Source organism: Ruminiclostridium papyrosolvens DSM 2782 (genome assembly GCF_029318685.1).
Lineage (GTDB): Bacteria > Bacillota > Clostridia > Acetivibrionales > DSM-1351 > Ruminiclostridium > Ruminiclostridium papyrosolvens.
Genome location: NZ_CP119677.1, coordinates 4,551,543 through 4,577,786 on the forward strand (window position 1 = coordinate 4,551,543; position 26,244 = coordinate 4,577,786).

Consider the following 26,244-nt stretch of genomic DNA (forward strand, 5'->3'; position numbering starts at 1 on the left):
TTATTGAACTTTCTTTCCTCTCATAGACGAGGTTCTTCCTGTTTTACTGCTCATATGTGAGTCCTGAAGTTCTTTAAACCAATAACTTTTTCTGTTGAAAGGGTATGCAGGCAGAGGAATCTTTCTGCCTTTTTTATTAGCATATATTTTGCACCAGTTTATCTTGCTGCCCAGAGCATACAACTGGCCTAACACATCAGTTACTGTCTCCAAATAATTTTTAGAAGGCTGCAGTGATGATAAAAGTATTTTATCTTTTTTATCTATAAAAATATTTTTACACAGATTTACAAGAGTTTGTCTTCCGGATATCTCTACAAACACCTTGTACCCTTGTTCTTCAAGTAATTCTATACTGTCCATAAATTTCACAGGGTTAAGCAAATGTTCAACCAAGTATTCGGGATTAAAAGTTTTATCCTTAAATATATCAGCACTTACATTAGATACAATTGGTATAACAGGTTTAAAATATTGAATTTTGCTTGCTAATGCTCTGAATTCATTAACAATAGGCTCCATTAAAGGCGAATGGAATGCATTTGAAACCGCTAACTTTTGCGAATTTATATTATTTTCAGATAATTTTTTAATTACTTGTCGTGCAATTTCCTTGTCACCTGAAATAACAATATTATTTGGTGAATTTATGGCTGCAATGCGTATCTTATCAGAAGGATAATCCTTTATGTATGCTTTAATAACCTCTAAATTTGCAAATACGGCATACATCTCTCCCTCTGCAGCGACTTCACTCATAAGCCTTCCTCTTTCGGCAATAAGCTTAATACCATCTTGTAATGAGAAAACTCCTGCAACAACAGCAGCAATATACTCACCTACACTGTGGCCTAATACAATGTCAGGTCTTATACCCCATTCCATCCATAAGCAGGTCAGGGCATATCCAAAAGAGAATATAACCGGCTGGGCTATGTTAGTCTGATTAAGAAGCTCTTCACTACATTTATCCGAGTACAACAAATCCGTAAGCTTATATTTAATATACGGTAATAGTAATTCCTCACACTTTTCAAGGGCTTCCCTGAATATCGGTTCATTTAGATAAAGAGTATAACCCGCACCCTTATATTGAGAACCTTGACCTGTGTACATAAAAACTACAGGCTGATGTTTTTTATCACTATTTTCACTCTTCCAGACTCCTTGCATATTATCTGAAAAATCGCTTTCTATAACACTTTCCAGCTTATTAAGCAGTTCGTCTCTACTATTGCATTTAACAGCAAGTCTATTATTCATGTGCTGTCTTCCTGTAGAAAGGGTATAACATAAATCATAAATGTTTAAATCATTATTTTTCTTGATATGTGAGTAAATATCTCCTAAATATTTTTTTAACATGCTCTGATTCTTACCTGATAAAGTCAAAAGTGATAATGCTGAATCAGGCTCTTTACATACATCAGCACTTATTTTCGGTGCCTCTTCAAGTAATATATGAGAGTTAGTTCCACCGAAGCCAAAGGAGCTTATTCCCGCCCTTCTAGGAGCACCATCGCAAGACTCCCATTTATTAAGAGCAGCATTTACATATACAGGTGATTCAATAAAATTAATTTTCTTACTTGCCCTTTTAAAGTTGACACTAGGTGGTATATATCCATGTTTCATGGCCAATATTACCTTTATAATTCCGGCTATCCCTGCCGCTGATTCTGCATGTCCTATATTGCTTTTTATTGACCCTACAGCACAGAAAGACTTTTTATTTGTATATTTCTTAAAGGCTTCGGTAATTCCCCTTATTTCAATAGGATCTCCTAAAGAGGTAGCTGTTCCATGTGCCTCTATATAACTTATAGTTTCAGGATTTATGCCACCCTTATTCCAGGTATCACATAAAAGCTCTGTCTGAGATACAGCATTAGGCACTGTTAATCCGTTAGATCTTCCGTCCTGATTAACCCCGGTAGCTTTAATAACAGCATGTATATGGTCACCATCCCTCAGAGCATCCTCTAAGGGTTTCAACATTATTGCCCCTGCACATTCAGCTCTTACATATCCATTTGCTGAATCATCAAAGGTTTTGCAATGGTGGTCTGCTGAAAGCATTCCGGCTTTTTCAAATATTGCCTGACTATCATAATCCAGTAGTAAATTTACCCCTCCTGCTATAGCAATATTACTCTCTCCTGAGTATATGCTTTGACAAGCTAAGTGAATAGCTACAAGAGAAGAAGAACATGCTGTATCAACGGAAATACTGGGCCCTTTTAAATTAAATGTATGAGATATTCTGTTAGCAATAATGGAAGGAGCATTTCCCGTTCCCATATAAGGACTGAATGATTTTCCTTCACTTATTAGAACAGAATAGTCTTTACTGCTTGTACCTACAAATACCCCTGTCTTTCTATCAGATAATTCCTGGCTGTTATATCCGGAGTGTTCAAGAGTTTCCCAAACCACCTCCAGCATAAGTCTTTGCTGAGGGTCCATACATTCAGCCTCTTTACCTGATATGTTAAAAAGTAACGGGTCAAACATATGTACATTTCCTATATAGCCTGAAAATACATTTTTTAATGTATCATTCTTTTCAGCACCCCCATAAACATATCTCTCTTCCGGCAGTTGGGAAATTCCATCAAACCCTTCCTTCAGCTTGTTCCAAAGCATTTCCGGGCTATCACACTTAGGAAACCTTCCTGAATATCCAATTATGGCTATATCACTGCTATTTTTATTTATTAATTTAAGTGGTGTAGTTTCACTTCTTAATGTATCTTCCGTAGTATTTATTATTGGAGAAATATACTGCTCCACAACAGGCTCTGACTCTTCTGTTCCTGCAAAATATGTCTGGAATTGTTCATTATACTCTTCCGCAAGATATTTAGAAAAATCTCTTATGGAAGAAAAATCAAACAGAAGTGTTGGGTCAAGCTGTGTCCCAATTTTTTGCTCATATACCTGTAAGGTAGATACAGCAAAAATCGAATCAAATCCATAATCCATAAGGCTGGAATCAATATCTATCTGATCAGCTTTAAATTTTAATTTTTCTATTAATTGCTCAACAAATATGCTTGATATTTTATCTGCCAGACCCTCTGTTGAATAGCTGTAAACCTTAATAGTTTTGCTGTTATCCGAATTTTCGGTTTTTACTAAGCTCTCTTCAGCTTTCTCTGAGTTTTCTTCGCCGGCTATGTATCTATCTTCATTGAAGCAATAGGGTGGTAATTCTGAGACTCTTCTTTCATCTTCTGCAAAAATCTTAAACCATTGTATTTTTTCGTCTAAAAGATAGGCCTTCTCCAATTCCTTTAATATTGAAACGCGTTCATCTGCAGTAAGGTTTTCTTCTAACTTTTGTCCCCAAACCTTTGAAGACCTTACTGCATAGTTAGATTTTATTATGGAATACCCATATTCATTATCAGTTTTAAAATTTTCTTGAGACAATATATACTCCAATTTTCTAATAACTTCGTCTCTATTCTGTGCAATGAATACTATACGATTAGAAAAATGTTTTCTTCTTGCTGTCAAGGTATAGCTTATACTGGCAAGATTTATTTCTTTATTCTTTTTTATATAAGCACAGAGCCTTTTAATATTGTTACGCAAAGAAAGCTGATTTGTAGCAGAAACCGTAAATATACAATGTTTCTCACTGGCGTCTGATACCCTTGCTATGCTTGGAGCTTCCTGAATTACAGCATGGGAATTAGTGCCTCCAAATCCAAATGAACTAACACCTGCAATTCTCTTACCGTTTTCACACTTCCATGGCTTTACTTCATCAGCAATGTAAAATGGAGAATCTATTAAAGGTATATGTGCATTGAGCTTTTTGAAGTTCAAGGTTGGTAATATTACTTTATACTTTAATGCTAATATTACTTTAATTATTGAAGCTATACCTGAAGCGGCTTCTAAGTGTCCTATATTTGTCTTCACCGAACCTATGGCACAAAAAGACTTTCTATCAGTAAAACTATTAAACACAGATGTCAAAGCCCTTATTTCAATAGGATCACCCAACGGCGTACCCGTTCCATGAGCTTCTATATAAGTAATGTTTTCCGCATTAACCTTTGATAGCTTTAGTGCCTTCTTTATTACCAGCTCCTGTGATATAGCATTTGGTGCTGTTAATCCGTTTGTATGTCCATCCTGGTTGACTGAGCTTCCTTTTATTACTGCCAGTATATTGTCCTTATCTTCCTTTGCTTTTTTCATGGGCTTCAGTACTACAACTCCGCAGCCTTCTCCACGGACATATCCGTTGGCTGAACTGTCAAAAGTTTTACAGCGTCCATCTGCAGACAACATGCCAGCTTCATTAAATACTTTAGTAGTATTTGTTGTAAGTATTAAACTTACCCCTCCGGCAATAGCCATGTCACAATTTCCCTGTCGTATATTTGCGCAGGCCGTATCGAGGGATACAAGGGAAGATGAACAGGCTGTGTCAATAGCCATGCTCGGCCCTTTAAGGTCAAAGAAATAGGATATTCTGTTAGCGGTAATAGATAATGCATTCCCTGTTCCTACTTGTGAATGGTGTTCACCTACCAGCAATTGATATTCATTTGTACTCACTCCGATAAAAACTCCTGTATCTGAACCCTGAATTTTATCAGAATATCCGGATACTTCAACTGCCTCCCATACAACCTTGAGCATAGTTCTTTGCTGTGGGTCCATTAATTCTGCTTCTTTGGGAGTTATATTAAAGAATTGAGGATCAAAGGAGTAAATATCCTCCAAATATCCGCCTAATGGCTTGTTGTTGTCTTGCTTCTGCACTTTAGTTAATGCTCTGTCCCAGGGGAATTCATTAATTGCACTTTCTCCCTTTGTTAAAAAATCCAAGAAATCATTTTCTTCATCTGTTCCCGGAAGTCTATAGGACATGCCAATTATAGCTATGTCCGTTTCTTCAAACTCTTCTTCTGCTGTATCGGTAATTAAGGTCTCAGTAGCAATTTCATCAATAAAAGTTCTTTCATTTTCCACACTGCTTGCACTACAAGCTACTAAGCCTTTATCAATAATTTCATCCAAATAGTTTGCAGCTAAAAAATTAGATAAACGTTCAATATTGGGATAATCATAAATGAAGGTAGGGTTTAAAGGAGTATCCAGCAGGTCTTCTATTTTTCTGATTATCTCTACACCAAGTATGGAATCTATTCCCAGTTCCACAAAGCTTGTTGTTATGTCTATACTTTCCTTGTTGTAATCCAAAGCAGCACATAAAAAGTCAGCTATTTTATTAATAAAATAATCTTCTGCTTCTTGTTTATAATCTTTTCCATCATTATCTTTTTGTGAAGTTATATACTGGGATAAATCTGCTATTATAACCTGCCCATTCTCTCTAGTAAGACTGTATTCCATTGCCTCCATGGCAGCAGCATTTTTTATAGTCTTAACTCCTCTTGATTTTTGGGCATTTATAAATTTAACTCCCATACCTATCTGTTCCCATAGTGTCCAATTTAATGAAACAGCGGTTTTACCCGAAGCTCTCCTTCTATGTGCAAGAGCATCTATATATGAATTTCCTGCTGCATAATCAGATTGCCCCATATTTCCTGTAATTGCAGCTACAGAAGAATACATCGCAAAGAAATCAAGGTTATCATTTTCCGTAACCTTATCCAGCAGCTCTGCACCTATCACTTTTGGTGCCAGTACTTCAACCATATCGTCCCAAGTCTTTAAACTTATAAGCTTGTCCTTTATTATTCCTGCCATATGGAATATTCCATTTATTTTGCCATATTTTCTTCTTATAGAGTCAATGCAGTCTTTTAATTGAGCTTCATTCGTAATATCGCATTGTAAAACTTCCACTTCACTATCTAAAGCTTCAATAGCTTTAATTCTTTTATAATCCTTATGATTTTCATTTTGGTTTTCAATAATAGAGTTCCAGTCTTTTTTATCGGGGAAAGCAGTTCTTGATAGTAATATCAGTTTTGCATTATAATTTTCTGCTAAATATTTGCTTGTTTCTAAGGCTATTTCACCAAGTCCTCCCGTTATAACATATACTCCCTGTTCAAGGAATTTTGAAGGTGTCTGAGCCACTTCAGACTTTAACTGATATATTTCTGATATGTATCTTTTGCCACCATTATAAAGAACATATTTGTCCGCGCCTAAACAAATTTCCCTTGCAATACTTTCACTATTCCCCTCTTCATTTAACTGACCACAATCAAAATCAATGCATCTTACATTAAGACTTTCATTTTCTATGTCCATAACCTTTGAAAAAGCCCAGACAGAAGCATTTTTAGGATTTATTTCAGCTTTTTTCTCTTCAATATATACAGCGTCACCGGTTAAAGTAATAAACTCCAGTTTCTGCCGTCTATTAGTGCTGCCTAAGCTTTTAGCAAGATAAAACAAATTTCTTAGGGTGGCTCCTTCTTCCCTGTAAAAACATTCAATAGAATTTATTTTTGCTTTTGCATTATCATAGGCAGTACTGTATATAATGCCTCTTATACTTGAATGCATATCTTTAATGCTTGAAATCTCTTGCTCAATATCCTTAACTTCTGAAATAATAATGGCTTCCTGTCCATAACCGGCTAACTTTTCTTTTAGTATATTTGTAAACCTGTTATTGTCGGAAAATATAAGCCACTTTCCTGACTTGTCCATTTTGATATCATTATTGTTCAGATTTACATTAATCCATCTCACTTCATTCAGATAATTCATAACTTCACTTGACACATTTACATTTTTCCCATTCTGAAGAGTGAGCTGCTTTTTCTTTACAGTGAAGCCTTCTATAGAAATTATTTTTTTGCCATAAGTGTCATATATATCAATATCACACTTTATATTTGAAGCTGCTTTTGATATATCTTCTTTTATTTCTCCATGACATATGTATTTTGAGGTATTTAATTTTTCATAAATCAGTATGTTTTCATAGTAAAAAGGTAAATAGGCTGTTGAGTTATCAACTCCATTATTCATTGAAGCTGCAATTATAGATTGCAATGCCCCATCTAGCATTCCTTGATGGACATAGAAATATCCCAGTTCAGATTGCTCCTTGAGACTTAAGTGGGATACAAATTGCTTACTATTAATCCGAATAGAGTCTATACACATAAAGGATTTACCATAATTCATGCCAATAGATTTATAAGCTTCATATATGTCTATGGAATCAATAATATTTCCATCAATTAAGTTGAAATTATTTTTATCAATGTTCTGAGAAACTTGCTTTTCAAAGCTTACCCTTCCTGTGACACACTCTATTTGTCTTTCTCCCGTTGTTTCAGAATTGCTTTTACAAATAGTAAACAGACCCTCATCACTATTCTTTTTACACTCGATTATTACCTCACCACTATTAAACTGCTCATATGTAATAGTATTCAATACAGTTACGTTTTGTATTTTTGCAGGCACAGATCCAGTGAACTTCTGCATTACGAACATTACAATATCTATATAGCCTGTTCCGGGCATAATCCTATTGTTTAGTACTTTATGTTCATTCATAAGTTTTTCGAGAACTGCGTTAAGCTTAATATTATAAATTGAATGCTGATAATCTCCACTTATTAAACTTATTTCATAAACCTCTTTTACCGCCGAAGCAGGAGCTATCATACTGCTTTGCTTCCAGAAGCTATTTCTACTAAAAGGATAGAGCGGTAATTCTGCCTTTCTGGTACTATATTGCTGGTATATACCTGACCATTCTAAATCAACACCTAAGGAATATAGCTTTGATATAATAAAGGTAAACAAATTACAGTCTTTATTTATAAAGCTGTTTATTGGTAATAAACTCTTTTCTTCGTTTATCTGCTCTGTTGATTTATATCCCAGATAAAGTTTATAGTCAGCTTGTTGGTCTGAATCCCCGTCCAATGACTCTTTTATTTCTTTAAAATAGTCATCTTCCTCTGTTACACCCTTTAATATTAATTCAATAGCCTTTTCAACTTCCATATAACCAGTCAGGCATGCTACTGTGTAAACTCCTTTATCGGTATACTCCATACTAATAGGTGCCAAGCCCGCATGTTCAAGCATTTTGCCTAGGGAGTACTCAAAGAGAAACCCGGTAATGCCTTTAATTTTTTCATCTTCATTGACCTGCTTTTTAAATAAATCTTTTTGTTTTATCAATTGTAAGAAGTTTATGCCTTTTTTACACAAAATACTATCGAATTTATCCAGTATGGTCTTATACTGCTCTTCACTTTGATATAATTCTTCAATTGTTTCAGCGCAGGTTTCTAAATTCACTTGCCCGCTAAAATGATAAGTAACCTTTATATTTTTATTATTATTTTCACCATAAAAGAATAATTCTTTTTCCTTCACAGACTCTGTTTCAAAAGCGTCCAGTGCTGTTATCACTTTGTCAACGGAATCAGCATTTATTGCAAGACGATATTCAAAATGTCCTCTTCCTGTATTAGTGGTGTAGCAAACATCCTGAAATTCCGCTGTATTATCCTCTAATAACATATTCTTGTATGAAGCTGCAAGCTTTTTTAAGCCGTTTTTATTTTTAGCGGATATTGTAATAACGTTATATTTTCTTAGTTTTCTCTCTTCCTGCATTTTGTTTACAGGATATTCTTCTACTATAATATGAGCATTGGAGCCTCCCATACCAAATGAGCTTATACCCGCTCTTTTAGGGCCTTGGCACTTCCATTCCTTTAGCTTATCATTAATGTAGAATGGAGAATTTATAATATCAATAAATGGATTTAACTTATTAAAATGAATAGTTGGAGGAAGCTTTCCGTGTTTCATTGCTAAAACAACTTTTATTATTCCTGAAACTCCGGCTGCTGATTCCAAATGTCCGATATTGGATTTTAACGAGCCTATAGCACAGTATCCCTTTCTCTCTGTATCTTTGCTATATGCAGCATCTAGTCCTCGTATTTCTACCGGATCTCCTAACACAGTGCCTGTACCATGTGCTTCTATGTAAGAAATATCGTCAGGCTTCAATCCCGCATCCTTCATAGCAGACGTTATAACCATTTCCTGAGCCTTTGAGTTAGGTGCCGATAAATTGTTTGCTCTTCCTCCGTGATTTATTGCCGAGCCTTTTATTACTGCATATATATTATCTGAATCCTCTAAGGCTTTCTTTAGAGATTTTAGTAATAATACTCCGCAGCCTTCCCCGGGAACATATCCATTAGCTTCTTTATCAAAAGCCTTGCAAGACCCATCAGGAGAAAAAGCCTGAAGCTTGCTTCCGCTCAGATAATATATAGGGCTGAAGACTGCCATTACTCCCCCTGCTAATGCTTGATCACACTCTCCATTCTGAATACTTCTGCAAGCCAAATGAATGGCAACAAGTGACGATGAACATTGAGTGTTTACAACCAATGACGGTCCATTGAAATTCATAAAATATGATACACGGTTTGCTATTATCGCCTCATGGTTACCCAGAGGTGTAAAAGTATTAATGTAAGGAATGTCTTCTTTATATTGAGTATGTGCTACTCCTACAAATACTCCTGTATTACTTTCATAGAGTCTGTTACCTCCGTAGCCCCCGGCTTCCAATGCATGATATGCTTCCTGTATAAATAATCTCTGCTGAGGGTCCATGTCCTTAGCTTCTTTAGGTGATATACTAAAAAACTCAGCATCAAACATGTCAACGTTTTCTAAAAGTCCTGATTTTTTCAAGTATGTCTTCTTATCTGCATTACGGTTACTATCATAATATTTATCTAAGTCTAATCTGAAAGCAGGTATATCACTTACACAATCTAATCCTTGGGAAAGATTACTCCAGAAGGTATTTAATTCTTCTGCTTTTGGAAACTGCCCTGACATTCCTATTATGGCTATGTCATCGTCTAAGCATTTTTCAACTTTTGCTTCTTTATGCTTAAATTTTTCTTTATTATTCGTATCACTTTCAGGTACATCTTCCATTGATGGAGTTGTTATATTATCAACACTATTAAAATACCTTAGAACATTTTCTTTATATTCCTTTAATATAAAATCAGACATAGCATCTATACTGTTATATTCAAAAAATGCTGAAGGATAGAAAACCACATCAAGTCGTTTTTCAATCTCTGAACCAGTATAAATTAAAGAATTAGAATCTAGTCCCATACTCATAAAAGTGTTATAAACACTCAATTGACCTGATATAGGTTTTGAAGCTCCTGCAATTATATCCAGAAGCAAATGATTCACTTTCTCTTTTAATTTATATTCCTTTTTGGGTTTAATTGCGGGGACTTCTTCGGGCTTTATCTCAAAAGCTTTATTTTCAACAACCTGCTGATTCTGCCAGTATTTCTTACCATTGAAAGGGTATAGCGGAAGAGCAATTCTCTTCCTTTTATAGCCCTTATCGTAAGCCTCATAGTTAATGCTTATTCCCTTTATGTATAATTGGGTCATTGCTTCCTGAAAACTGCGCCAATCTGAACTTCCCCTTTTCAAGGTGGATAGTATTAGCAAATCTTCTCTGGTTACTATTTTTTTTGCCATGTTGCATAAGGTGTTTGTTGCACCTATCTCCAGCATAATTCCAATATTACTCTCTTCACAGCTCTTAACCGACGAATAAAAATCTACCGGCTCCATTACATGTCTTAGCCAGTACTCTTTTCCTAATGTTTCTTCATCTGCCTTCTGCCCTGTTACTCCGCTTATTATGGTTATCTTACTTTCATGGAAGTCTACCTCATCCAGAATTCTTTCGTAATCCTTTAACATAGGCTCAATCATAGGTGAATGGAAACCGTGGGACACAGAGAGTTCTGTTGCTCTTATGTTTTCTGTCTCTGCTTTGGTCATTAATTCTTTTACTATATCTTTATCCCCGGAAATAACCGTATTTAAATATCCGTTTTTTGCTCCTATGGATACTAGTTTCTGTTTTTCTGTGTTCAGCCCATTTATTAGGTTTTCAGCCTTTTCCAAGCTGCACATAAGGGCAGCCATTGCCCCTCTTCGGCATTTTTCCTGCATTAACCTTCCGCGCCATGAGATTAATTTTAGTCCGTCTTCCAGACTGAATATTCCTGCTATGCAAGCTGCTACATACTCTCCAACGCTGTGTCCCATTACCACCGCCGGTTTTACGCCACAGGCCATCCACATTTTTGCAAGTGCATAGTTAATGGCAAAGGTTATAGGCTGAGTTACTGAAGTTTCCTTCATTTCCTCCCCATTGGACTGATAAATCATTTCAATCAGTGATTTACCAATATAGTTTCTTAGCAGCTCATCGCATTTCTTTAATTCAGCTCTGAATATGGGCTGATTTTCATAAAGTTCCAAAGCCATTCCAGAATACTGAGCTCCCTGTCCCGTAAACATAAATGCAACTTTATGGGATGCAGCTAAGCCGTCTCCTGTCAGCACCTCCATACTTCCAAGCTTTTGAGAAAGTTCAGAAGTACTTGAACACAGTACCGCTAAGCGGTTTTTGAAGCTGGTTCGGCTTGTTCCGGCAGTAAAACATATATCCCCAAGCTTGAGCTGAGTGTTCTTTGATAAATATACCGAATAATTTTCAGCTAATTTTTTTAGAGCCTCTTGGGATTTTGCCGACAAAAGAAACAGCTGCTCCTTCCTGTCTTCAAATTCTTCTGTAGACTTTACTTGGGCAGGGGCTTCTTCCAATATCATATGGCAATTTGTACCGCCGAAGCCAAAGGAGCTTATTCCTGCCCTTCTTACCCCGCCTACGGGGTTCCAATCTGACAAATATGCCGCAGGATAGAATGGTGAATCTACGAAATTTATTCTTGGATTGGGCATTTCTATATTTAAAGTAGGTGGTATTTTCTTGTTATACAAAGACAGGACAACTTTAATGATACTTGCTATTCCTGCCGCAGTGTCAAGATGCCCTATATTAGGCTTAACAGTTCCTAATGCACAGAATGATTTATTGTCTGTATACTTTTTGAAAGCTTTATCTATAGCCCTTATTTCTATTGGATCTCCAATCATAGTACCGGTACCATGGGCTTCTATATATGAAATTGTAGCTGCATCCACTGATGCAGCTTTTAGTGCCATCTCAACAACCTCCTGCTGGGCATCCAAATCAGGAGTAGTTACACCTATGGTGTTACCGTCGTTATTAACAGCAGAACCTTTGATTACAGCATATACTGTATCTCCATCTTCAACTGCTTTTGTTAGGGATTTAAGTATAACTACTCCTACCCCTTCACCGGGTACAAATCCGTCCGCTCTTTTATCAAAAGTATAACTTACTCCATTACTTGCTAATGATCTGGGCATTAAATTCAGCGATATAAAGGTATCTGCGTTTATGCATAAATGTACCCCTCCTGCCACAGCCATGTCGCATTCATGGTTTAAAATACTTTTACAAGCATAATGAGTGCTTACTAAGGATGAAGAGCAAGCTGTATCAAATACTAAGCTTGGTCCTTTGAAATTAAAGAAGTTAGATATTCTTGCTGAATTAAAATTTCCTAATGTTCCTGTTAATGCAGCACGGGCATTCTGGTAGTTATTATCAAACCCTTGTTTATAATCTCCGCCTCTTGCCCCGATAAATATACCTGTTCTGCTTCCCCATAAACCTTCACGGCTATATCCTGAATATTCAATACCCTCCATTACAGCTTCAAGTAGTAGTCTGTGCTGGGGGTCCATTGCAACAGCTTCTTCTTCAGTAATTTCAAAAAAGTTGGCATCAAATAAGTCTACACCATCAATAAACCCGCCATATCTGCACATGGAAGCAAAAGGCTTAACACCTCTCTTTTTCAGCTCCTCATCAAGCTTCCATCTATCTTCCGGTATATTTTTTATAGCAGCAGAACCCTTTATAATATTTAACCATAGCTTGTCACTTGATTCAGCATCAGGAAAACGACATGCAAATCCTATTATAGCTATATCCTTATTATTTTCTGATTTATCTGTATCTTTATATTTTTCATTTTCATAAATATATGAATATGCTTCCTCAGGGGTTATCTGCCCAGATTCAAGCCCTTTTAATATCTTATCTACTTTCTGTTGCAAAACTTCCCCTCCCTTCTAAATTTAATAACGCCTCTAAACCCTCTGCTCTATCCATTTTCCCATTAGATACATCCTTTAAAATATTCATTCTAAGCTGTTTGATATCAGGTTTAGCAACTTTATTATCTTGTGGTTTTGGTAAAGCACTTACCTTTCCTTTATGAGTTTTACATAAATATTCAGTTAGTTTGCTTATATTTGAATGTTCCATAAATACTGAGTGTGGTATTGACCCTCCTAAATATTCTTCTATGGCTTTTACCATATCCCCTATTATCAGAGAATCAAGTCCGAAATTACTAAACTCCAAGTTTGTATCAATCTGTTCCTCTTCCATATATAAAAGCTTTGCAAGGGTTGTTTTTAAAAATCTTTGTATAGCATTGCTATCTTTATTCACATTATATGTAGGGAGGACAACCGCATTATTTATATCTATATTCTGTAATATACTGTTTACAGCCTGTATAACTTCCTGAGATTTTATAGGGCCCAATCCCTTCTGACTAATGTGCTTTATGTATTTACTATCAACCTTCATACCTCCATCGAGTACAAAAGGAAGATTAATTGATACTTTTCTAACTCCTTTGTCTCCAACAGAAGCATAATAATCCATAAAAGCATTTGCTGCAGAATAATCCATCTGACCGGGATTTCCTTCTACAGACGCTAGTGATGACATCATAATAAAGAACCCTGACTTTTTTACAGGAACAAGTTTATCTAAAATATAGCTGCCAAATATCTTAGGTGATATTACTTTTTTAAAGGATTTAAAATCTTTATTTACTACCAGTGCATCCTCAACTACTCCTGCACAATGAATTAGACCGTCTAACTCCCCATATTTTAACCTGATGTGCTCAGATAGTTGTTCTACACCTTCATAAGATGTAACATCGGTGCAAATATATTCAACACTATAACCAGCTTCCACTAATCTCGACAACTCTTCTGACCTTTTTACAGCTTCCTGTGAGTTATCATTGTCAGACAGTTCCGTTCTTCCAACAATAATAATCTTGCAACGGTATTTTTGCAGGTAATATTTAGCCAGCCTTAATCCTAAACCTGAAGCTCCGCCGACTATCATTATAGCTTTAAAGCTTTCCGCTATTTCCTTATCAGAACCCGTTAAGATATCCTGTATCTTCTCCAATTGTCTTACATACTTAATTCCATCTCTGAAGCATATCTGTTCCGCCTCGAAGCTTGACGTCTTAAGCTCATGGAAAATACAGTCTGCTATAATCTCACTATCCTTTTCCTGTCCGTCAATATCTAAAGATTTAGATTTTATCCTCGGATTTTCCTTAGTTAAACTCTCTAAACCAATGCAGGAAGAATACTTTATTGCAGATAAAATATTCTTTTCCTCAAATAAATTATGTGTAGAATTTGTAACAAATAAGAGTCTGATATTTGCTTCATACTTGTGAATTGCTTTCCCAATAAAAAATATTGAATACAGTCCTAAGGAAAGCCACTTTTCTATTTCTTCAATATTCTCAACTATGGGTGAAATATTGTGAGAAACATTCCACATATGCACAATTAATACTTCTGAGGAATTGCCCTTTAGAACAGCTTCAAACAGCTGAGTATAACTGTTCTCCTCCATAGGATTCAACTGGTAATGAGTTTGCGTTATCCCCCTAAAGCTGTCTGATACCTCAACGACGATATATTCCAGATTATTTTTTTCTAATGTTTCCAAAAAAGCTTTACGTTCAACTTCTTGGTTGCTAAAAACAATAATCTTTTTATTCTTTAATTCATAGTCACCTAAACTTACTTTTTCAACTTTCTTCCATTTATAGCTGAACAGACTATTGGGTTTATCTATTTGATTGGTTAACCCGGCTTTAATTAAATTGCTACTGTTTTCATTTTTCTTTTTAACGGTTTCCTTCTTAATCAAAATATCATTATTTGTAACATTGTTATTAGCTTCAATAACACTATCAATACAATATCTTTTTCTTTCAAAAGGATACATAGGAAGAATTAATCGATTATATTTTTCTCCCTGATAATATTTTGTCCAGTCCGGCTCCAACCCTGACAAAAAGGCTTTAGCTAAGGTTTCAGGGAGGGATGTTATGTTCATTATTTGGTAGTCGGAAGCTGTATTTTCCCATTCTATGGCAAAAACTTTATCAATTCTTGCTTCGCTTAAAATAGATTGAACTATTTCATTTCTATCAATATCCCCGTCTTCAATAACCCTTATTTTTTTAGAACTGATATTAATTGAAATACTCTCATCTTTAATCAATGCTTCTAAAGCAGTCTCCAAAGAAATCGCATCTGTTAGAACTGCAGCCAGCATTAACTGAGATTTTGCAGTTACATACACCGCTGGTTCCAAACCTAACACCTTTAGTGTCTTAAGGGTTACATAGGCTGAAATAAAGGACATAATTCTAACTGCGGAATGGTAGTTTTTCTTTTCTATAATTTCCTCAAGGCTATCACCTGTCAAATTAACAGCTATTTTGTTTAATTCATAGATAAGATTAAGATTATCGGATTTTTTTATATTCAGTAATAAATCCATATCAATTTTCGTAGTATTCCCTAATACTACAGCAAATCTGGAAGACTTGCTGCTATTTAAATCATAAATTACTGCACCGGACTTAGGGGAATTTTCAACACCCTTCATCGCTGCATACTTCAACTTTTCTCTTAAATCAGAAATAGAATCAGCCACAAAACAAGCTTTATAGTCAAAGGAATCTCTTCCTGTATTCATTGAGAAACAAAGATCCTGCAACCTTATGTATGGATTTTTATCAATATACTCTTCTAAATCCCTGATTATTGCATTTAAAGAGTATAAAGTCTTGGCTGAAATAGCAAGTACATTTGTATTGCTCACCGCATCTCTTTCATTTTTACTTTCAGTTTCGTAATCACTTAATATTACGTGACAATTGGTTCCCCCAAAGCCAAAGGAGCTCACTGAAGCATATTTCTTTGCTCCTCCTCTGTCCCAAGGACGTAACTTATCATTTATATAAAATGGTGTAGAAGTAAAAGGTATATGGGGATTTATCTTATTAAAATTTATAGTTGGCGGAAGCATCTTATTTTTGAACATCAAAACTGTCTTTATTAATCCGGCTACTCCTGATGAAGATTCTAAATGCCCTATTATTGACTTTGCCGTGCTTATGGCACAAAATGAATTTTTATCAGTATATTCTCTATATGCTTGTGTCAGAGCCTTAATTTCAACCGGATCTCCCAAAGCCGTACCTGTGCCATGAGCCTCAACGTGACTTATATCCTGAGGAGTAATATCCGCTCTCTTAATTGCCTCTAAAATAACTTGTTTTTGAGCGTTAGGATTTGGTGCACTAATACCCACTTTGTCATTGCCGTCGTGATTTACAGCTATGCCATTAATGACAGCATATATGTTGTCCCCGTCCTCTATAGCCTTATTTAATGGCTTTAGCAGAACTGAGCCAACGCCTTCTCCTCTTACATAACCGTCAGCTTGTTCATCAAAGGTTTTACATTTACCATCCTTAGCTAACATTCCGGCTGCTTTAAAAACTTTAAAAGCATCGGTAGAAAAATAAAGCTGAACTCCACCTGCAATAGCCATGTCTACCTGTTTATTAACAATAGCATTATATGCTATATCTAAGGCTACTAAGGAGGATGAACATGCTGAATCTACAGTTAAACTTGGTCCCTTTAGGTTTAACAGGTAAGATACTCTATTTGCAATGACACACAATGAGTTTCCTAATCCCATATAAGGACTTGTAATTCCGCTATTTTCACATAATTTTTTGTATTCTACCTGACTGGCTCCAACGTATACTCCAACAGTCTGATTATTTAGTCTCTTTGAGCTATACCCAGCCATATCCAACGTATTCCATGCTGTTTCCAGAAACAGTCTCTGCTGTGGGTCAACAAAAATTGCTTCTTTCGGAGAAATATTAAAAAATAATGGCTCAAAATATTCTACGTTTTGTAAAAATCCACCCCAGATATCAGAATCCTTATTACCTTGTATGAATTTTTCCTCAGTGAGTGCAGTAACTGAGTTTACCCCATTCTTTAAAATCTCCCAATACTCATCTACGTTTTTAGCTCCCGGAAACATCCCTGCAAACCCGATAATGGCAACATCATTGTTATTCTGTTGATGTTGCTCAGGCTTTGGGCTATCTGCCTGCACGCTCTCTGTTTCCTGCTCTTCCTTAATTGCTTCTATTATTTCAACGCTGCTTTTTATTTCTTTTGTCTCATTAATAAGCTTCTTAAAGCAATCTGCATGGTTACTGAATAAATATTGTGAAAAATCCTTTATTGTTGAGTATTCAAATAATAGTGTAGGGTAGAGTTCAGCATTTATTCTATCTGCAACCCAACTTGTAAAATCAACAATAGATATGGAATCTAAACCTAATTCCATAAAGTTAATATCAATATTTATATCTTTCTTACTTATATCTAATATTTCTGATATTTTTGTAATCAGTTCATCTTCAATAACAAACTCCACATCAACAAAATCAATTTCGTTTGTTTGGGTTTTCGGCAGGGATTCCTGTGGGTGATTTTTGATTTCTTGTGATGGTGCAGCAGTTGGTAAAGCCATTTCTTCAATAGAGTTATTAAGTGCAATAACCTGGCTTACATTAAGACCTAAAATTTCTTCTAGCGCTTCATATCCGTCTTCTATACCAAAAGGTTGCATTCCAATTCTTTTTTTAGCGTCTGCCTGTCCACTACGCACTCCCATGCCCACTGCATCCCACAAAGTCCAATTAATTGAGATAGCTGATATCCCCAAATTTTTACTAATAAAATCAGCGTAATCATCCATGAAACTATTTGCTGCAGCATAATCACTTTGCCCTATGCTTCCAAAGAAAGATGCAATACTGGAGAAAAACACTATAAAGGAAGGATTGACTTTTTTAAAGGTTTCTACAATATTTACACTTCCTTGAATCTTCGGTGACAAAACTTTATTAACATCCTCAGCACTCTTATTCCTAATAAGGGAATCTCTTATTACACCAGCCATATGGAATATGCCATCTAATTTTAGATTATCACCCAATTGGTCAAATAAGGTTTCAACCTCATATCTATAAGTCACATCCAAGTTAAAAATCTTAACTTTAGAGCCATTTGCTTCCATCGTCCTGATAGCTTTTATCTTAGTTGAAAAATTATCATCTGAATAAGTTCCTTGTAAGTAGGAATCCCATTCTTCTCTATCGGGGAATTTAGATTTGCCTACAAGTATTAAATCAGCACCATATTTCTGAGAAATAATCTGGGCAATACTAAAACCTAAACCATTAAGTCCCCCGGTAATCAAATAGGTACCTTCTTTTTTTATTTTGCCCATTGCTGATGTAGCAGGCTGTGAGCTAGTCTGCTCTATAGTCTGAATAAATCTTTTTTGATTTTTATATTTGACAACCAAATCATTACTTTCACTGTTTAACTCATTTATAATGAGCTTACACAGACTGCTTGCGGTACAATCATCCGTATTTACAAGACTCATTTTGATATTCGGATATTCTTTAGCCACAGTTTTAACAACTCCGGAAATCACTGATTTAAATGTATTAAATAAATTGTTTTTACTAAAACATTCATCCGATACCGTTAATATTTTTGAAACTTTTAAAGCTTTATTCATTTCTATAGCTTGCATTAAGCTTATAAAATCTATTACTGCTTCCTCTGAACTCCTGAAATATTTATCTTTTTCCCTGCTGAAATAATCAATATTAGTCTTAGGAAGAAAGTTGATAACTTTAATAGTTTGTATTCCCTCAGAATATAAATTGTTAAACATATTGTTAAAATTATCTGCATTACTAAAGTCCATTTCTGTTGTAGTTTTATCAATTCTCTTGAACTCTTTTCCTTTTATACAGCGTATGGTATGAAAATTAAGTTCTTTAAGACATTTTTCAACTCCATCATGGAAACTGTCATTGTTACATAAAATTAATACAGAAAATTCATTACTGTTGCCAGATATAGAACTTTCCTTTTCAACGAATTTAGGAATATAGAAATAGCCATTTCTTTTTGACTTATTTAATGAATGAATATTTATATGGGTATTTATTTTTTTGAATGAGTGACCTTGTATTGTTATCTTCACATTTCCTTCAGTATCAGTAATGAGGATATCAGCAGTTATTACCTCCTTACTATTTCTGGTAATCTTTAAATAGCTATACCCTTCCGACTGAAGCGGTTCATGTATGGAAACTTTATTTACAAGAAATGGGATAAAAGTATCATTTTTCGATTCCTCATTTTCCTTCAACCCTATTATCGATTGTAAAGCTCCATCCACAAAGTTTGGATAATAGAGGGTTCCATTATTTATTAATTCATCTGTTCCAGATAATTTCAATTTAGCTATAACACTATTTTCATTTGCCCACAGCTGCTCTATACTTCTGAAGGTACTTCCATAAGCTACACCCTTGCTGTTAAATTTGTTATATATTTCATCAATAGATACAGGTGATTTACGAAGTTTATTAATCAAATTACTCAAATCTATTCGTTCATTACTAGGGCTATCTCCAAATTCTATACTTCCACCGGCGCATAACTTCCAATCGTCTCCATTGTCAGTTTTGTACATAACTTTAAAATCGGAATTATCAATGCCTTCATAAATAATCTTAATTTTAAGGTTATTTCCATCTTTCAGTTCAAGCTGAGTAATATGTTTAATTTGTTTTAAAGCTGCAACATGCTTTTTGAATTTTTCAGCAGTATTTCTGATTACAGCTTCCCATAATGCAACCCCCGGAAAAACCTTCACTCCGTTGACTATATGGTCCCTAACCACAGGATTAAATTCATTTATTGTCTCAACTACATCCTCATCCTGCAAAGATAGGTTGTGGTATCTTTTGCCTTTATATTGTTCAATCCAGCATTTCTCCCTTTCAAGAGGACATATCGGAACCAATTCAGTTCTGGGCTTTTTAGCCTTAAAAATACTAAAGTCCAAATTTAAACCTGATGTAAATAATTCTGCTGCTGCACTGTTTATACAACTTATTTCGCCTTTATTTTTATTTAAAGAAGGTATTATTCGTATTCCATCTCTTCCTTTTAATATATCTTTAATCATATTCGAAGCAGATGTGCCGGGCCCGGCTTCGAGGAATATATTAATGCCATTTTCTGCGGCTGTGTTTATACTCTTTTCAAACATTACAGTCTGCATTAAGTGATTTTTCCAGTAATCTTTATCCAAGGTACCTTTTTTTATAAGGTTTCCCGTAACATTTTGAACCAAAGGTATTTGTAAATTATTAAAAGCAACATGTTCTAAGGCTCTTTCAAACTCTTCAACAATAGGGTTCATAAGAATTGAATGAAAGGCGTGAGAAACAGACAGCTTCACATATCTTATTCCTCTTTCGGAGAGTAGCTTTATTATTTTGTTTATAAGTGTAAGTTCACATGAAATTACAGTATTTGACGGGCTGTTAATTGCAGCTATGGATATGGAGTTTTGTTGGTCAGCTGACAGCTCATGGATTAGCTCTAAAACCTTATGGTGTGGCATAAAAATTACAATCATCCCACCATTTAGAGGAAGGCTTTGAATAAGATTGCCTCTGATACAAATCAACTTTAATGCATCTTCCAAGGTTAATATACCGGATATACATGCAGCAACGTATTCACCTACACTATGTCCAATAACTACCTTAGGTCTGATACCGCTCTTTATCCATACTTGCGCTAAAGAATAACATATGGAAAACAAAGCAGGCTGCGTATAACATGTCTGATTTAAAAGCTCTTCATTTTCTTTTTTGTATATTATGTCTATTAAGGGTCTGTCCAAAAACTCACTTGCAAGGGCATTACATTCATCAAAGGCTTTCTTGAACACAGGTATCTGCTGATACAGCTTTTCTGCCATGCCTATATAATGTGAGCCCTGTCCCGGAAAAACCATAGCAACGGAGGCCTTAGTAAAGCTGTTATCCCTTGTATATACTTTAAGGTTTTTGACTCCCAAAATTTCATTGGTCTCTGCCAGTTTAAGTTTATCTATGGTATCCTGTTTATCCTGAACGCATAAAGCTGTCCTGTAATCTAACATTTCTCTGGCAGTATTAGCAGTATAAATAAAGTCTTGTAAATTTATTGAACTGTTATTTTCCAGTGCAGTTCTATAGAGATATGCTAATTTCTGAAGATTGTATACATTTTCAGCAGAAAGCGTTAATACTTGTTCTTCTTTTATATCTTCCGTAGCTGTTTTCTTTTTATCAATGTATTCTTCAAGAACCATATGACAATTTGTCCCGCCAAACCCAAAGGAACTAATGGCAGCTCGCCTTATGTTATCAACAGGCTCCCAATTTTGTAAGGACATAACCGGATAAAAAGGTGAGTTTAAAAAGTTTAGTCTTGGATTAGGTATTTCACAATTTAATGTAGGAACAATTTTTTTATTGTAAAGTGAAAGAATAACTTTAATAAAACCGGCTACTCCGGAAGCCGTATCTAAATGTCCGATGTTAGTTTTTACTGAACCGATAGCGCAATAACCTTTTTTATCAGTATATTCTTTAAAAATCTCAGTCAACGCTTTGATTTCAATAGGATCACCTATTACCGTACCTGTTCCGTGAGCTTCAACATATGATATGGTAGACGGCTCTGTCTTGGCGTTTTTATATGCTTGCCTTAAGACATCCTTCTGACCGTCGTAATTGGGAGTTGTTATTCCCATAGTATGTCCGTCGTTATTAACACAAGACCCCGAAATTATACCATATATTATATCCCCATCTTTCAAAGCTTTTTCCAGAGGTTTTAACAGAACTGCACCTCCGCCTTCTCCCGGTACAAATCCATCAGCTCGCTTGTCAAAGCTGTAACACTTTCCATCTATAGAAAGAGCTTTTGAATCACTAAGGGTAAGGTAAGGCACTGGGGTAAGTTTCAGATCAATACCTCCGGCTAATGCCATATCGCATTCCCCTTCATTAAGCATTTTGCATGCATTATGAATTGCTACCAGAGAGGAGGAACATGCGGTATCAATGACATAACTGGAGCCTTTAAGATTAAAAAAATCTGAAACTCTTGCAGCTATGAAATTAGTTATATTTCCTGTTAATTTTTTGGGTGTTCCATATTCATCGTCAGAGGTATTGTAGGTACTGGCTCTAGAACCTACAATTACAGAAGTTCTTGAATTCGAAAGCTGTTTTTTTGAATAGCCGGCTCTATGAAATGCTTCAAGTGCAATTTCTAAGAATACTCTTTGTTGAGGCTCTATATATTGAGCTTCATCTTTATCAATTTTGAAAAAAGCTGTTGCAAACTTATCTGCATCCTTGATAAAGCCGCCCCATTTTGAGTAGCTCATCCCTTGCTTTTTACCATCGGGGCTATAAAATGAGTCCACAGGGCACCGCTCTGAAGGATATTCAGATATACAATCTTTCCCCGTTACTAAATTATTCCAAAAATCTTCAGGACTATCTGCCTGGGGGAATCTTAAAGCCATTCCTATAACTGCTATCTTTTGGTGTTCTTTATCCTTATGTCCGGCTTCAGGAACGACAGTTTTATATACATTCTTGAAAGATTCCTTCAATTCTTCAATTAATAATGACGCTGTTTTTTTATCTATACTATTATTCTCTAATAATTCAAGTATGGCTTTTACTAACCGTTCCACTATAGCTCCTCCCAAATACTCTTTTTACCTATTTGAGCAACTATTTGCTCACATGCACTGTTTATATCAATGTCACCTTTTGCAAATTTATCAATAATGCTATTAAATGGATTAGTAAAATCCAGTCTTATGTGTTCTTCTTTATCTAACACTACACTTTTATTTAATTCTTCCTCTGTGATTGTTTCAGCCATTTCAGGTATATAATGACTAAGTTTTTCTGACAGGTACCCGGCTAATTCAGCCACATTAGGATACTCTAGAAAAATACTTGATTCAATTTGAGTATTAAATTCTCTTTCAAATAATACCGTTGCTTCTTTTATTAACATAGAGTCCATGCCATAATCTCCGAAGTTAACACTATCATCCATTTCTTGAGGGTCTAATATAAGAAGTCTCAAGATTAAAGTTCTTACCTTTATCAAAATATATTTTTTGACATTATCTTCATTTTCGGCATTATGTAACAAATTATCACATCTATTTTTATCAATATTATTACATGGAACCCTACTTTTTCCATTTTTATTGTAGCACTTAATTTTATTGCTGTAAACCCCGGGGATGATTTTCAAGGCTGAACCCGTATGCTTCATAGCACAGAAAGTATTAATATCTTTATGTGAGAGGGATACCTTCAATGCCTCAATGACTTCCTCCAGTTCTACGGAATATATGCCATAATTCTCCATTCTTTTTAATACTATATCCGTTGATTTCATTCCACCTCCATTTACAAAGGGTAAACACAGTGAAATAACTCTTTTGGCTGACTTTTTGAAAGCTGACTTTGCATAACTATTATAAAAGCAGTTAGCTACTGAATAATCTGCTTGTCCCTGATTGCAGAAATACGACGAAACTGATGACAATAAAAGTACAAATTCTACAGGCTTATTGCTAAATATTCTCTCGAAATTGAGCAAGCCTTTAACCTTTGGAGAAAGAACTTTCTTAAAGGCAGGAAGCTCTTTGTTTTGCAATAATGAATCATCCTTAATTCCTGCACAATGGAATATACCGTTTACTTCGCCAAAATTATCCTCAATCTTTTTAACGGTTTTTTCTAGTTCAGTCAAATCAGCTACATCGCAACTAAAATACATAGTCTTAGAACCTGCTTTTTCAAATTTGGCTATAGCTTCCTTCAATTTTTCTGAAGGTTCCTGACTTCTTCCTATAAATGCAATTCTAACAGGGGCTTGCTTTACCACAAATTCAGCAATTTTTACTCCTATATTTGACCCGCCGCCGGTTATAATATAGGTTCCCATACTTTTTATACAGTTGCTATTGCTGGGTTCAACATTTATTTTCACAAAGTCTTTAACAAACCTTTTTCCTTTTCTATAACATACATCCATATTTCTGTCGGCAGTCAGTAATTCATCTGCTACGGTTCCTCCTATAAACTCCAAATCTGCACTTGCTTCGTAATCCAGATTCAGAAAACTAACGCCCTTTTCTTCATTGGAAAATACTTTAGTTAATACCTGCAAAGACTGCATATGAGGATAGATGTTTAACTTTTCGTTATATGTATTATCTCCATTAAATGTAAGGGTAATAAAGTCAACCTTTTCTGTTTGTTTATTTTTAATAAGAGACTTAATTATATTAAATAGTGAACTCAGGTTGTCATAAAAATCTTTTTCGACATTATTGATACTTAAATTATCATTCTTAACTGTGCTGCCCGGAATATAAATTATCCCTGAAATATTGATATTTTTAGTTTTTAAGTAATCAAACAAATGAGTGTAATGTTCTTTTGTTGAAGCGTCAATTTCAATGTAATTATTTGCTATATAGTACTTTTTGCCCAAATATACAGTAATACTATTAATATCTTCTGAGGATAATTGTCTACTGATATGCTGAGACAACCCATCAGTACCGTCAAATATTATGTAGCTGCCCTGAAGCTTAATATTTTGTTTTTCCGTTACAGGCTCTTCCTGCCAAGTATTATCATAAAAACTTATAATATTATTTTTCTCTTTGATGTTAGCAGTAGCCTTCAAATTAGGCTCAACCTTTTCACGAGAAGCGGCTTTAGAAACCTCTGTCCAATATGACTTCAAATTGAAGGGATATAGTGGTAAGCTAACTTTTTTATACCTCTTGGAAGCGTAGAATGACTGCCATCTTATGCTCACACCTGCCTTGAATAATTGTGCTATTAAGCTTAAAAAGTCAAATCTGCTTTCCAGATTGCATTCAATAAGCTTACTAAAAATCTCAGGGGCCTCTTTACTGTAATCAATTTCAGTTATTTCTTTCCCGCTTCCTCCTAAGTGTATAATACAGTCAGTTTTATTTTCACTTATATAGGTTGTAATTGGAGTATCAAATACAGATATTTCCTTAGCGAGTTTAAATGCTTGTACTAATTCTGCATTTTCAGTAACAAGCTTGTTATTAATAATTGATACCACAGGATAGTTTCCATCATTTACATTTATGGTTATGTCCTCTTTATTTAGAACTATCATAATTGCATCCCTAATAGATATACCACCGGATAAAGCCACCCCAGCTATTATTTCCCTGCCATAAGCTATCACGTATGAAGGCACGACGCCTAAACTTTCCATAGTTTTCCCGGTGGAGTAAGCTCTAAAGAGTTGCTCCAATTCGTCTTCCGCCTCTACATTTATTTCCAAGTCAAGTTCCTTAAAAATCTCCCAGCATTCCTCCATTGTTTCATTAAACATGTCATTATCTAAAGACTTTTTATTTGTATTTAAATAGAAAGCTATTTTTTTATCTTTCTTTAAAACAACCTGTTCTGAAGTTTCATCAACAAACCGTTGAAGTTTCTGCTTTAATTCCTCCACTGAATAAACAACTTCCGCAAGCCTGCTGTCCAGTTGTCTTTTACCTACAGCGGATGTATAACATATATCACTTAAACTAAGCTCCTCATTGTTTTCCATCATTTCTGTAAAAGCTTTTGCAAAGCTTCTCAGGGATGCTCTGTTAGCAGCTGAGAGTGTGAATATATGCGGAATCTGTTCTTCTTCCGAATAGTTACTATCAATTCTATAATTGTCTGCGCTCTCAATAATAATATGTGCATTAGTACCGCTGAAACCAAAAGAACTTACCCCTGCTCTTAAAACTTCAGAATCCCAGTTCCTTAGCTTATCATTTACAAAGAATGGAGTATTTTGAAGGCTCAATATGGGGTTCATTTCTTTAAAATTTATTGAAGGAGGAAGTTTTTTCTCTTTCATTGCAAGTATAACCTTTATTATACTCGCTACCCCTGCTGCTGCTTCCGCATGTCCAATATTCGACTTTACTGAACCTATGGGACATGATGATTTATTTAAAATACCGTCATATACTTTATTAAGTCCTTCTATTTCTATAGGGTCCCCTATAAATGTACCTGTACCATGAGCTTCTATGTAGGAAATGGTTTCAGGGTCTACTTTTGCCTTGTCCAA

The 26,244-nt window shown here is 35.2% G+C and carries 3 protein-coding genes (1 of these 3 cut by a window edge); all 3 read right to left on the minus strand.

Annotated elements, in window-relative coordinates:
• Tightly spaced (each overlapping or abutting the next), the 3 genes in view from P0092_RS20160 to P0092_RS20170 form a layout consistent with a single transcriptional unit that may run on beyond the window.
• Positions 1 to 13,047, minus strand: a complete 13,047-nt coding sequence (locus P0092_RS20160) for a type I polyketide synthase (RefSeq protein WP_276187009.1) — start codon at positions 13,045 to 13,047, stop codon at positions 1 to 3.
• Positions 13,028 to 22,786, minus strand: coding sequence for a type I polyketide synthase (locus P0092_RS20165; protein WP_004622688.1), 9,759 nt, complete (start codon positions 22,784 to 22,786; stop codon positions 13,028 to 13,030). The genes P0092_RS20160 and P0092_RS20165 overlap by 20 nt, the downstream gene beginning before the upstream one ends.
• On the minus strand, positions 22,786 to 26,244 hold the 3' end of the coding sequence (locus P0092_RS20170) for a type I polyketide synthase (protein WP_276187010.1). Its footprint extends 17,310 nt past the window's final position; 3,459 of the gene's 20,769 nt are visible here — the last part of the coding sequence; the start codon falls outside the window, past its right edge; its stop codon occupies positions 22,786 to 22,788. Before P0092_RS20170 ends, P0092_RS20165 begins: the two co-directional genes overlap by 1 nt.